We start from the raw sequence: 12,938 nt of genomic DNA on the forward strand, positions 1-12,938 counted from the left end.
GACGATGAACGCCGCCGCCGAACTGGACATCGGGCCCGACCAGGTATGGGGCTGGCTGGCCGAGGTCAGCGACCCGGAGATCCCGGTCATCTCGGTGGTGGACCTCGGCATCGTGCGCGAGGTGACGGTCGGCGCCGCCGGTCCGGCAAGCTGCACGGTGACGATCACGCCGACCTATTCGGGCTGCCCGGCAATGGAAGTCATTGCGCAGGATATCGACAGCGCATTGAGGCGGCATGGTCTGCTGCAGGTGACGATAGAAACCCGGCTGGCGCCGGCCTGGACCACCGACTGGATGTCGGCCGCCGGCCGCGAGAAGCTGAAGGGCTACGGCATCGCGCCGCCGGCGCAGCAGGTGGTGGACATCAGCGGCATCCTGCGCCGGTCGCGCGCGGAGCCGGCGGTCGCATGCCCGAACTGCGGTTCCGCCCGGACCCGGCTGGTCAGCCAGTTCGGCTCGACCGCCTGCAAGGCGCTGTACCGCTGCGACGACTGCCTGGAACCCTTCGATTATTTCAAATGCCACTGATGCCGCCCGGACGCGAACGCTGCGCCGGCACGAACCCTGCACGGAGCCTGCGATGAGCAAATTCTATCCACTGACCGTCTCCCGCGTGGCGCAGGAAACGCGGGACGCGATCGCGGTGTCGCTGCAGGTGCCGGACCAGCTGAAGGACAGTTTCGCGTTCACCCAGGGACAGCACCTGACGCTGCGCACCCGCATCGGCGGCGAGGACGTGCGGCGCTCCTATTCGATCTGCTCCGGCGTCCATGACGGCCAGCTGCGGGTCGCCATCAAGCGCACGCCCGGCGGCCTGTTTTCGACCTGGGCGAATGACATGCTGAAAGCCGGCGACCAGATCGAGGTGATGCCGCCGATGGGGCATTTCAATGTGCCGCTGTCGGCCGAGCACCGCCGGCATTACCTGGCCTTCGTCGCCGGCAGCGGCATCACGCCGATGCTGTCCATCGTCAAGACCACGCTGGCGTCCGAGCCGCACAGCAGCTTCACGCTGTTTTACGGCAACCGCGCATCGTCCACCGTACTCTTCCGGGAAGAGCTGGCGGAACTGAAGGACACCTATCTGCAGCGGCTGCAGGTGGTGTACGTGATGAGCCGCGAGCAGCAGGACATCGACCTGTTCAACGGCCGCATCACGAAGGAAAAATGCGCGCAGTTCTTCCGGCACTGGATAGACCTGGCCGACATCGACTATGCGTTCACCTGCGGCCCGGAGGACATGATGCGCCAGGTGTCGGAGGCGCTGCAGGAGCATGGCCTGGCCCGGGACCATATCAAGATGGAGCTGTTCGCGTCCAGCATACCGAAGCACAGGCATGTCGCCCGCGCCGGCATCTCGCCCGAGGCCAGGGAATGCGAGGTCACGGTGATCGTCGACGGCAGCCATGCCAGCTTCACGATGGAGAAGGACCGCGAGTCGATACTCGACGCCGGCCTGCGCCATGGCATCGACATGCGCTACTCGTGCAAGGGCGGCGTCTGCTCGACCTGCCGCTGCAAGGTGCTCGACGGCAAGGTGGACATGGACGTCAACTATGCGCTGGAGGACTACGAGATCGCCCGCGGCTTCGTGCTGAGCTGCCAGAGCTACCCGGTGAGCGACAGGGTGACGATCGACTTCGACCAGGACACTTGAGAAGAAAGCGTAAGCCCAACGCCCAACAAGAGGAGACGTATGAACTATAAAAACATCCTGTTCGACATCAGCGACGGCATTGCCACGCTGACCCTGAACCGGCCCGACAAGCTCAACAGCTTCACCGCCGAAATGCACGGCGAGGTGCGCCTGGCGCTGGAACAGGTGGCGGCCGACCGCTCGGCCCGCGTGCTGGTGCTGACCGGGGCCGGCCGCGGCTTCTGCGCCGGCCAGGACCTCGGCGACCGCGCGGTGGCGCCGGGCGGCGCGCCGGTGGACCTCGGCGAGTCGGTGGAAAAATATTACGCGCCGCTGGTGCTGTCGCTGCGCGCGCTGCCGATGCCCGTCATCTGCGCGGTCAATGGCGTGGCCGCCGGCGCCGGCGCCAACATCGCGCTGGCCTGCGACATCGTCATTGCCGCGCGCTCCGCCAGCTTCAACGAAGTCTTCTGCAAGCTGGGCCTGATACCGGACACCGGCGGCACCTATTTCCTGCCGCGGCTGATCGGCTCGGCCCGCGCAACCGGGCTGGCCATGCTGGGCGACAGGCTCAGCGCGGAGCGGGCCGAGCAATGGGGGCTGATCTGGAAATGCGTGGACGATGCGGCGCTCGCCGGCGAAGTGGCTGCGCTTGCGAGGCATTTCGCTACCGCGCCGACGCTGGGCCTGGCGCGCGCCAAGCAGGCGCTGCAGGCCAGCGGCCTCAATACGCTCGAGCAGCAGCTGGCGCTGGAGGCCGGCATGATGCGCGAGCTGGGCTATACCGAGGATTATCGCGAGGGCGTCAGCGCCTTCATGGAAAAACGCAGTCCTGCTTTCAAGGGGAAATGATGGCGCAGATGACACCCCAGGCGCTGGCCGAAGCGGTGGCGGACGCGATGTATGCGCGCGACCCGGCGGTGCGCGCTTTCGGCATCCGCGTCGAAGCGGTAGCGCCCGGCTATGCGCGCCTGTCGATGCCGGTGCGGGACGACATGCTGAACGGCCACGGCTTTTGCCACGGCGGCCTGATCTTCACGCTGGCCGACAGCGCATTCGCCTACGCCTGCAACAGCCGCAACCAGAACACCGTGGCGTCCGGCTGCACCATCGATTACCTCGCGCCCGGCGCGGCGGGCGACGTGCTCAACGCCGAAGCGGTCGAACAGTCGCTGGCTGGCCGCACCGGCGTCTATGACGTCATGGTGCGCAACCAGGACGGCAAGCGGGTCGCGCTGTTCCGGGGCAGGTCGCACAGCATCAAGGGCGGCATCCTGGAAGGCAGCGCGTGACCAGTTGACGCCATTCGCCGCGACGGAAGAGAGCTAGAAGGGGCCGGCAACGCCTTGCGCTGCGCATGCCGCGCGCAAGGAAACGAGCCCCGGGATTGATCAAGCGATAAAGCGATAAAGGAGACCGCAAATGGTGCAACGCACGCCGCGTCCGGGCGAACTGGACCCGATCGAGACCGCAAGCCGCGACGAACTGCAGGCGCTGCAGCTCGAACGGCTCCGATGGAGCCTCGGCCATGCGTATGACAACGTGCCGCATTACCGCAAGGCCTTCGACGCCGCCGGCGTCCATCCGTCCGACCTGAAGACGCTGGCCGACCTGGCGAAGTTTCCGTTCACGACCAAGGGCGACCTCAGGAACAATTACCCGTTCGGCATGTTCGCGGTGCCGCGCGAACGCGTCGCCCGCATCCATGCGTCCAGCGGCACCACCGGCAAGCCGACTGTGGTCGGCTATACGCTGAAGGACATCGACACCTGGTCCGACGTGGTCGCGCGCTCGATCCGCGCCGCCGGCGGGCGCGCCGGCGACCTGGTGCATGTCGCTTACGGCTATGGCCTGTTCACCGGCGGCCTGGGCGCGCATTACGGCGCCGAGCGGCTGGGCTGCACGGTGATACCGATGTCGGGCGGGCAGACCGAGAAGCAGGTGCAGCTGATCCAGGACTTCAGGCCGTCCATCATCATGGTCACGCCGTCCTACATGCTCAACATCGTCGAGGAGTTCGGCCGCCAGGGGCTGGACGCCGCCGCGAGTTCGCTGAAGGTCGGCATCTTCGGCGCGGAGCCGTGGACCGATGCGATGCGCGCGGAAATCGAGGCGCGCGCCGGCCTCGACGCGGTCGACATCTACGGCCTGTCCGAAGTGATGGGGCCGGGCGTCGCGTCCGAATGCGTCGAAAGCAAGGATGGCCCGGTGATCTGGGAAGACCATTTCTACCCGGAGATCGTCGACCCCATCACCGGCGAAGTGATGCCCGAGGGCCAGCCGGGCGAGCTGGTGTTCACCTCGCTGACCAAGGAAGCGCTGCCCATCGTCCGCTACCGCACGCGCGACCTGACCGCGCTGCTGCCGCCGACCTCGCGCTCGATGCGCAGGATGGGCAAGATCACCGGCCGCTCGGACGACATGCTGATCATCCGCGGCGTCAACATGTTCCCGACCCAGATCGAGGAGCTGATCCTGGCCATGCCCAGCCTGGCGCCGATCTACCAGATCGTCGTCACCCGCGACGGCTACCTGGACCAGGTGGAAGTGGTCGCGGAAACCCGTCCGGACGCCGGGCCGCTGTCGGCCGCCGACAATGACGCGCTGAGCCGCGAACTCCAGCACCGGATCAAGACCCATGTCGGCATCAGCACCCGCGTCTCCATCCTCGGCGCCGACCAGATAGAACGCAGCCTGGTCGGCAAGGCCAGGCGCGTCATCGACAAGCGGCCCAAGGGCGCGCCCGCAATGACGGCGGGCGCCGTGCAATAGGGAACCGGCCGCGGCGGATTCGCCGGCCGGTCGTCCGCAAGGCCTGCGGCACGCTGGAATGCCGGCAAGGTGGCCATGCATAGGCTGGCTACGGGTAACCGCACGGCATGGCCGCTCGGAATGTGTCCTTGGCAGCCCATTCCAAAAAAATAATGCAAATTTTGAACTTTTGCCAAAACGGCTCCTCATATACTGTACATAAACACAGTTAAATTGAAGGAGCAAAGATGGACAAGCATACCCAGGACCAGGCAGAACACAGCAATATGGTGAAGGACCCGAAGGACTGGACCACCGGCGACGAACCGATGACCGGCGCCCAGAAGTCCTATCTCAAGACCCTGTCCGAGGAAGCCGGCGTGGATGCGCCGGAAGACCTGACCAAGGCCGAGGCGGCGCAGCAGATCGACGCGCTGCAGAAAAAGACCGGCCGCGGCAAGGACTGAGCAGGAAAGCCGGCGGAGCCGCGGTTCGGCGACGAACCCGGCCGGCTGTCTGGTCTGCGGCAGGTGTTTCAAACCGGTTCGCTTGCCCGCGAACGGCTGCCGAATGTCCCGCAAACAAGGGACGCATCGATGGCGCAACAGCACATGTCCCCGCCCCGGCCAGCCGCGGCGGGGATCTTGCCGTAGGCGGCCGACACCGCTGCGGCGCCGCGCTCCATCCTCCGTCGCGGCATGCCATGCGAGCCGGCATGCATCCGGCCCGCGTCGGCTTGAACCATCCCGATGCGCAACGTGCCGTGAAAATTCGTAGGGTGTAATGCGCTGCGCTTATTACACCCTACGAGCCAACGAGCCAACGAGCCACGTTAACGAATCGGGACCATCGATCTCGTCCGGTACGCCATGACGGGGGATGGGTATCAGATCTGCTTGCGGCCGCCGATGATGATCCACGGGTGCCGAAGCGGTCGACCAGCATGCCGAATACCTCGCGGGCCTGCGTCGCGTCGGGATAGGTGAGCCTCAGCGAGAACCCCGTCATGTCCACACAGCGGCCGTAGCCAGGCATTGCACCGCAGGCCATCAGCCCGCCGTCGTCCGGCACCCGCCCGTCCGGCCGCTAGCGACCGGACGCCATCCTCTCCAGCGCCTTCCTGACCTTGTCCGCGGTGAAGGGCGGCGCATGAAACCGGACGCCCGTTGCGTCATATAGCGCGTTCGCCACCGCTGCTGCGCCGGGCACCGACGCCGACTCGCCGGCGCCCAGCGGCGGCTCTTCCTGGCGCGGCATCAGCAGCACGTCGATTTCCGGCAGCTCGGGGAAGCCCAGCAGCGGGTAGCTGCCCCATTCGCGGTTCTCGACGCCGCTGGCGTCGAAGCTGACTTCCTCCTTCAACACCCGGCTCAGCGCCTGGATCACATTGCCATGGACCTGGTGCCGCACGCCGTCGGGGTTGATCATCATGCCGGTGTCCTGGCCGACCACGACCCGGCTGATCCGGATGCGGCCGGTGGCGGCATCGACTTCGAGGTCCACCACCCAGGCCGACCATGCCGCGCCGAAGCCCGGGAACTTGCTGTGCACGTAGCGCGCATAGGCGACGCCGCGGCCGCGGAGCATGCCTTGCTGCGCCTGGCCGCGGCTGCCCTTCGCCTGCGCGGTCCACTGCGCCCGTTCGCCGACGGCCTGGAGCAGCGCGGCGGCGCGCGCATCGGGCAGGTGCGCAAGCCGGTACTGCAGCGGGTCGGCGCCGGCAAGCTGCGCAAGCTCGTCGATGAAGCATTCATGCGCAAAGGAATTGGGCAGCGCCGACACGCCGCGCAGCCAGGCCGAGCGGACGATGGCCGGGGTGTCGTCGCAGGCGATGCGGGTATGCGGATAGCGGTAGGGCGGCACCGCGGTGCGGTCGCCCATCTGCAGCGTGCGCGGGTCGGCCGGCACGGCGCCGGTCAGCAGCAGCGCCAGCGTCGGCGCGTCGTTGGACGGATAGCGGGTCAGGAAGTCGTATGACCATGGCGCGCCGGAGGCGTCGATCGCGCCGCTCACCTGCATCAGCTGCGCCGCGCCCTTCGGCTCCCACTGGTGCTCCTGCTGCCTGGTCAGCTGCACGCGCACCGGCCGGCCGACCGCGCGCGACAGCAGCGCCGCGTCGGCGCTGACATCGTCGGCGCAATTGCGGCCATAGCAGCCCGACGCTTCCATGCGGACGATGTCGATGCTGCCTTCATCGAGGCCGAGCAGCCGCGCGAGGTCGATGCGCAGCACGTGCGGGTTTTGCGTGCCGGACCAGACGGTGAGCCGGCCATCGCGCCAGTCGGCCAGTGCGCATGACGGCCCGATCGATCCATGCAGCTGGTACGGCCAGACATAGGTGCGTACCAGTTGCCGCGCGCCGGCCGGCAGCGGCGCGCCGATGTCCCCGTCCGCCGCCAGCGGCCGGCGTTCCGCCGGCGCCGCGCGCAGCGTGGCCTCCAGGTCGTCCATCGCCGGCAGCGGCGGCACGGGCCGCCAGCGTGCCTTCAGCCGGAGCGCCGCCTGCGCCGCATGTTCCTCGCGCTCGGCGACGATGCCGATGAAGTCGCCCGCGGTGACCACGTCGACGATGCCGGGTATGCCGGCAAGGCTGTCGCGGTCGATGGACTCCAGGCTGCGGCCGACATGGCTGCCGCTGTCCTGCCCGGCATAAGGAGGACGGACCACGCGGCCATGCAGCATGCCGGGCAGCCGCATGTCATGGACGAAAGTCAGCCGGCCGGCGGCCTTGCCGGGAATGTCGACCCGGGGCGCATGCTGGCCGACGACGCGGTACCGGTCGACGGGCTTGGTCGGCATGCCCTCGTCCAGCGCCAGCTCGATGTGCCTGCCGTCGAGCAGGTCCGCGTGGCCTGCCTGCATGCCCGGCTTCGACTCGCTGCGATAGATGCCGGCGTCGGCCCGCACGTCGCCGGCCGGAACGCCCAGCCATTGCGCCGCCAGTTCGCGCAGCTGCCATGCAGCCTGGGCCGCGGCCCTGCGCAGCGGGATGGCTGAAATCTGTATCGTCGCGCTCGCAATGGTCGGCCCTTGGTTGGGCGCGCAGCCGGTGTGGCCGAGCACCACCCGCACCGCCGACACGGGCATGTCGAGCTCCTCGGCCACGATCTGCCCCAGCGCGGTTCGGATGCCGGTGCCGAGGTCGACATGGCCATTGAACGCGAGCACGTCGCCGCTGGCCAGCACCGCGACGAAGATGTCCGGGTCGGCCTGCAGGTAATCGGAGGCCGCGCCCGGCTGCCCCGGCGCCGGCTTCGGCGCAGGCGCGGCGGCGCGGGTGATCAGCAGCACGCCGGGGGTTTGCAGCAGGCGGCTGCGGGTCCATGGATGGTTGTCATGCATCGGCGTTGGCCTTGCTCGCTTGGTGTAGTGCATACACTATATATATAGGCAAATGAATACGCTGTCCAGCGTCTCGCGCAGGCAGGCAAATGCCCATTGTCACATCGAGGTGCGTCGCCAATTTAGCTGCACTGAATCAAGGCATTCTTCGCTGCGCTGCACCAGTAAAAAGCTTTCCCGGCAATCGGCAATGCGATGCTTTACTTCAAAAAAAACAGCGTGTACACTTTATTTCAATCGAGGCGCAATGGCGTCTCCCACCGTACCGTTCGAGGAGCGTCATTGTGCAGAAATCACCGCGGATCGCAGTCATCGGCGCCGGACTGGGCGGCGCAGCCGCCACCTCGCTGCTGGACAAGGCCGGCTTCAATGTCCGGGTCTACGAGCAGGCGCCGGGATTCGCCCGGCTCGGCGCCGGCATCCACGTCGGCCCCAACGTGATGAAGGTGATGGAGCGCATCGGCATTGCCGACGCGCTCAACAGCACCGGCTGTCATCCCGATTACTGGTACAGCCGCGACTGGAAGACCGGCGAGGTCATCGCGCAGATACCGCTGGGCGACTACGCGCTCAGCCATTACGGCTCGAGCTACCTGACCGTGCACCGCGGCGACTTCCATGAGCTCCTGGTGAAAGCCATTCCGTCCGACCGGCTGGCCTTCAACAAGAAGCTGTCGAAGATCGACGACCGCGGCGACGTGGTCATGCTGCATTTCACCGACGGCAGCACCGAGGAAGCCGACATCGTCATCGGCGCCGACGGCATCAACTCCAAGGTGCGCGACACCCTGCTCGGCGAAGCGCTGCCGAAGTACACCGGGTATGTCGGCCACCGGGCCGTGTTCCCGATCTCGTCGGTCCGGGATTTTCAGCATGACATGTGCACCAAGTGGTGGTCGGACGACCGGCACATGATGGTGTACTTCGTCACCGGAAAGAAGGACGAGATCTACTACGTGACCGGCGTGCCGGAAGAGACCTGGGACATGAGCAAGAGCTGGGTGCCGAGCAGCAAGGATGAAATGCGGGCCGCGTTCGACGGCTGGCACCAGGGCGTGCAATCGCTGATCGACGCCACGCAGGAAGTCACCAAGTGGCCGCTGCTGGAGCGCGACCCGCTGCCGCTGTGGAGCCGCGGCCGCCTCGTGATGCTGGGCGACGCCTGCCACCCGATGAAGCCGCACATGGCCCAGGGCGCGGCAATGGCCATCGAGGATGCGGCAATGCTGGTGCGCTGCTTCAGCGAGGCCGGGCTGGACGACCATGCCGCCGCCTTTGCGCTGTATGAAGCGAACCGCGCCGAGCGCGCCGGGCGGGTGCAGCTGGTCTCGCATAACAACACCTGGCTGCGCACCAATGAAAACCCCGACTGGTGCTTCGGCTACGACGTATTCAACGTGCCGCTGGTCAGCCCGGCGGCATCGGTCTGAGCCGCGGCGTTCCCGGAAGCGCCTGCACCATGTCCGCCGGCACCAGCCTCGTCGTCAACGGGCAGGCGCACCGACTGGACCTCGACGCCCGCACGCCGCTGCTGTACGTGCTGCGCAACGACCTTGAACTCAACGGCCCCAAGTATGGCTGCGGCCTCGGCCAGTGCGGCGCCTGCGCGGTGCTGGTCGACGGCGTCGCCGCCCGCTCCTGCGTGCTGCCGCTGCAGGCGGTGGCGGGGCGCAGCGTGACGACGCTGGAGGGACTGGGGCGGGACGGCGCGCCCGATCCGGTGCAGCGCGCCTTCATCATCGAGGAAGCGGCCCAGTGCGGCTACTGCCTCAATGGCATGATCGTCACCGCCCATGCTTTCCTGGCCGCCAACCCGTCGCCCACCGAGGCCGAGGTGCGCGAGGCGCTGCGTTTCAACCTGTGCCGCTGCGGCACCCATGTCGAGATCGTGCGCGCCGTCATGCTCGCCGCGCGGCTGCTGGCCGAGGACCGCGGCGGATGACGCGCCAGGCGCCGACGCCGCCGTTGCCCGTGGGGGCGGCGCTGCTCCATGGCGCGGTGGCGCGGCCGCCGCAGATCGACTGGAACACCAGCCCGCCGCAAAGCGCCCGGCTGCTGCACGTCGACGCCGACGCGGCGCGCGCGCTGCCCGGCGTCGTCGACGTGGTGGTGCGCGGCGACTTCGTCGGCGTCGTCGCGACCACGGCCGAGGCGGCCGCCCAAGCCGTGGAACGGCTGCGCCTGCGCTGGCGCGCGCCGACGCCCGGGCCGGCGGCCGGCAGTCCGCTGCCCGTCGCCGTGCTGGCCGAGCGGGGCGACGCGGACCGGGTTGGCGCGGTCGAGGTGGAGGCCGAGTACCGCTGGCCCCTCGCGGCATCCCCCGGCAGCACATGGGCGACGGCGCGCTTCGACGGCGATGGCCTGATGGTATGGGCGCCGGTCGATCCGGCAGCCGGCCTGCGCGCCGAACTCGCCGCGCTGGCCGGTCTGCCGGTGGACCGGGTGCGGGTCGCCTGCATCGAGGGCGATGCGTCCTGCGCGGAAGCCCGGCATGCGGCGGCCGATGCGGTCCTGCTCGCGCAGGCGGCGGGCCACCCGGTGCAGGTGAGGCTGACGCCCGCGCAGGTGCAGGTCGGCGACGGCTACCTGTTCGCCAGCCGGGTCCGCGCGGCGCTGGGCGCTGGCCATCGGCTCCTTGCCTATGAGATGACCACCGGCGCGCCGCCGCCGTCCGCGCCGCCGCTGGCCCTGCTGCTGGCCGGCATTGCCAGTCCCGCCAGCCAGATCGCCGCGGCATCCCGTTTCGCGGCGCCGCCGTATGCCTATCCCGGCATGCGCATCAGCGCCGTCGCGACGCCGGGCGCCGCGCCGCTGGCCGACCCCGCGCCCGGCATCGCGGCCGCGCAGGTATTCGCCCACGAGTCGCAGATGGACGCGCTGTCGCTTGCGGCCGGTGTCGACCCGGTGGCGATGCGGCTGGACGCCATCGCCGACGACCGGGGCCGCGCGCTGGTGCGCGACGTCGCCGCACGCGCCGGCTGGACCGGGCGCAGCGGGCAGCGCCCGCAGGCCGGGGTCGCAAGCGGCCGCGGCTTCGCCTACGCCGGCGTGCTGGAGGCGGATGCCGGCATCGACGCCGGCCATGCCGCCTGGGTGGTCGATGTGTCGGTGGACCTGTCGACCGGCGAGATCGGCATCGCGCGCGTCGTGGTCGGGCACGAGGCCGCCGCGCCGGACACGGCACTGCCCGCGTCCGCCAGCCTGCTCGAAGGCGCAGCGCGCGCGGAAGCCGGCCGGCTCACCGCGGACGCGCCCGCATTCGACGCCTGGGGCCTGGCGACGCGTGCGCCGGACGATGCGGGCCGTACCGTGGCCATGCCCGGCCCGCCGCAGAACCCGACCGTATTGCGCGGCGCCGGCATCGCGATGCTGCCGGCCGCCGCGGCGGTGGCCAACGCGATATTCGACGCGACCGGCGTCCGCATGCGCGAGCCGCCCTTCAGCGCCGCCCGCCTTCGGGCCGCCCTGTCGGCCCCGGCGAAGAAGCCGTTCCGCGGCGCGCGCCTGCTGGCCGGCGCCGGCGCGGGCATCGCCGCCGCAGCCGCGCTGCTCGCCGCGGTCTCGCCCTGGCCCGCGCCGATCGCGCCGGTTGCGCCGCCGCCGCCCGGCTTCTATTCGGCGCAGACGATAGAGCGCGGCCGCCTGGTGGCGGCCGCCGGCGACTGCGTGGTCTGCCATACCGCGCCGGACGGCCGCCCCAATGCCGGCGGCCTCGCGCTCGACACGCCGTTCGGCACCATCTACAGCACCAACATCACGCCCGACTTGCAAAGCGGCATCGGCGCCTGGTCCTATGCCGCGTTCGAGCGTGCCATGCGGGACGGTGTGCACCGCGACGGTCGCCGGCTGTACCCGGCCTTCCCGTACACCGCCTTCGCCAGGGTCACCGACGCCGACATGCAGTCGCTGTACGCCTACCTGATGGCGCAGCCGCCGGTGCCCGCGACGCCGCCCGAGACCCGGCTGGCGTTCCCGTTCAGCGCGCGCCCGCTGATGGCAGGCTGGAACCTGCTGTTCCACCGCAACGCGCCCTTCGCGCCCGACCCGGCAAAGTCGGTCGAATGGAATCGCGGCGCCTACCTTGCCGAGGGACTGGGCCATTGCAGCGCCTGCCATTCGCCGCGCAATGCGCTCGGCGCGGAACGCGGCGGCAAGGCCTACCTCGGCGGCGGCCATGCCGAAGGATGGGATGCGCCCGCCCTCAATGCGCTGTCCGCCGCGCCCATCCCCTGGACCCGCGACGCCCTGTACCGCTACCTGCGCGACGGCTACGCGCCGCTGCACGGCCCCGCCGCCGGCCCGATGGCGCCCGTGGTCGAAGGCCTGTCCGCGCTGCCCGACAGCGACGTGATGGCGATCGCCACCTATATCGCCTCCTTCACGTCCTCCGGCTCGACCGACACCCCCGCAGCGCAGGCCGCCGCCATCCGGCAGCGCAGCCAGTCCGCCGCCGCGACGCTGACCGGCGCGGGCGCCAACCTCTTCGCCGGCGCCTGCGCGGTCTGCCACCAGGCCGGGCAGGGCGCGCCGGTCTTCGGCGAAAAGGTCCCGCTTGCGTTGAACACCAACCTGCACGGTGCGCGTGCCGACAACCTGGTGCAGGTGCTGATGCATGGGGTGTCCACGACGGCGTCCAGCCAGGTCGGGGCCATGCCCGGTTTTGCCGACAGCCTGTCGGACCGGCAGATGGTCACGCTTGTCGAATACCTGCGGGGGTTGTATGCGCCTGACAAGCCGGCGTGGGGGGATGTTGCGGCGACGGTCGCGCGGGTCAGGGCCGGGGGGAAGTGATGGTGGTGTGGCGCTATCGAGCGCGGGGCGAAGGGTGGGATGGCTTGCGGTGATCACAGGCGGTGTGGGGCCACGCAGCGACGGTTGCAGTTGCAGTTAGCTCCGCGCAGCGACGGTTGCGGTTGACGTTCCGCGTAGCGACCGTTGCCGTTGCTGTTGCCGTTAGCGCCGCGCAGCGACGGTTGCTGTTGCTGTTGCTGTTGCTGTTGCAGTTGCAGTTGCTGTTGCTGTTGCTGTTGCTGTTGCAGTTGCTGCTGCAGTTGCTGTTGCAGTTGCTGCTGCAGTTGCTGTTGCTGTTGCCGTTGCTTGTGAAGTGGCCGTGGCCGTTGCAGTGAATCCCCGTTAGATGGCGACGCGTCGCCAGCGCCTGAAACGGATAAAGAAGCGTCCGCTGTCTGAGCGAAGCGAGTTTCGGAC

General features: G+C 69.0%; 11 protein-coding genes. 9 read left to right on the forward strand and 2 right to left on the reverse strand.

Annotation, left to right across the window (positions count from 1 at the left end; all coding sequences use genetic code 11):
- Positions 1-4: 4 nt before the first annotated feature.
- The 6 genes from paaD (at position 5) to QOL82_RS26300 (ending at position 4,855) form a co-directional block, all read left to right on the forward strand.
- On the forward strand, positions 5-529 hold the full coding sequence (paaD, locus tag QOL82_RS26275) for a 1,2-phenylacetyl-CoA epoxidase subunit PaaD (RefSeq protein ID WP_283445280.1): 525 nt from the start codon (positions 5-7) through the stop codon (positions 527-529).
- Positions 530-581: 52 nt separating this feature from the next.
- Positions 582-1,658 (forward strand): 1,2-phenylacetyl-CoA epoxidase subunit PaaE, encoded by a 1,077-nt coding sequence (gene paaE, locus QOL82_RS26280; protein ID WP_283445281.1) that lies wholly within the window; start codon positions 582-584, stop codon positions 1,656-1,658.
- A gap of 39 nt (positions 1,659-1,697) precedes the next feature.
- A complete protein-coding gene (paaG, locus tag QOL82_RS26285) occupies positions 1,698-2,489 on the forward strand; it encodes a 2-(1,2-epoxy-1,2-dihydrophenyl)acetyl-CoA isomerase PaaG (protein WP_283445282.1) in 792 nt (263 codons plus the stop codon).
- Positions 2,489-2,929, forward strand: coding sequence for a hydroxyphenylacetyl-CoA thioesterase PaaI (gene paaI, locus QOL82_RS26290; protein WP_283445283.1), 441 nt, complete (start codon positions 2,489-2,491; stop codon positions 2,927-2,929). The genes paaG and paaI overlap by 1 nt, the downstream gene beginning before the upstream one ends.
- 130 nt (positions 2,930-3,059) lie before the next feature.
- Positions 3,060-4,409 carry a phenylacetate--CoA ligase PaaK gene (gene paaK, locus QOL82_RS26295; RefSeq protein ID WP_283445284.1) on the forward strand — a complete coding sequence of 450 codons (1,350 nt, stop codon included), beginning with the start codon at positions 3,060-3,062 and terminating at the stop codon, positions 4,407-4,409.
- Positions 4,410-4,636: 227 nt separating this feature from the next.
- Positions 4,637-4,855: a DUF3072 domain-containing protein gene (locus tag QOL82_RS26300; protein WP_283445285.1), complete on the forward strand. Its 219-nt coding sequence runs from the start codon at positions 4,637-4,639 to the stop codon at positions 4,853-4,855.
- 619 nt (positions 4,856-5,474) lie between these two features.
- Here QOL82_RS26300 and QOL82_RS26305 read toward each other — a convergent pair.
- Positions 5,475-7,730 carry a xanthine dehydrogenase family protein molybdopterin-binding subunit gene (locus tag QOL82_RS26305; protein WP_283445286.1) on the reverse strand — a complete coding sequence of 752 codons (2,256 nt, stop codon included), beginning with the start codon at positions 7,728-7,730 and terminating at the stop codon, positions 5,475-5,477.
- A 284-nt stretch (positions 7,731-8,014) separates the two neighbouring features.
- On the opposite strand from QOL82_RS26305, the gene QOL82_RS26310 reads away from it, so the two are divergent.
- From QOL82_RS26310 to QOL82_RS26320, 3 genes are read left to right on the forward strand one after another with little or no spacing between them, the layout of a single operon-like run.
- Positions 8,015-9,160, forward strand: coding sequence for an FAD-dependent monooxygenase (locus QOL82_RS26310; protein WP_283445287.1), 1,146 nt, complete (start codon positions 8,015-8,017; stop codon positions 9,158-9,160).
- Between the two features lie 29 nt (positions 9,161-9,189).
- Complete coding sequence (locus tag QOL82_RS26315; RefSeq protein WP_283445288.1) at positions 9,190-9,672, forward strand: (2Fe-2S)-binding protein; 483 nt, start codon at positions 9,190-9,192, stop codon at positions 9,670-9,672.
- Positions 9,669-12,521, forward strand: a complete 2,853-nt coding sequence (locus QOL82_RS26320) for a c-type cytochrome (protein WP_283445289.1) — start codon at positions 9,669-9,671, stop codon at positions 12,519-12,521. Before QOL82_RS26315 ends, QOL82_RS26320 begins: the two co-directional genes overlap by 4 nt.
- A 53-nt stretch (positions 12,522-12,574) precedes the next feature.
- On the opposite strand, the gene QOL82_RS26325 is transcribed toward QOL82_RS26320, so the two are convergent.
- Positions 12,575-12,938 (reverse strand): hypothetical protein (locus QOL82_RS26325; RefSeq protein ID WP_283445290.1); only part of this gene is annotated, 364 nt, incomplete at its 5' end.

This window comes from Noviherbaspirillum suwonense (assembly GCF_900182955.1).
In the GTDB taxonomy this organism is placed as follows: domain Bacteria; phylum Pseudomonadota; class Gammaproteobacteria; order Burkholderiales; family Burkholderiaceae_D; genus Noviherbaspirillum_A; species Noviherbaspirillum_A suwonense.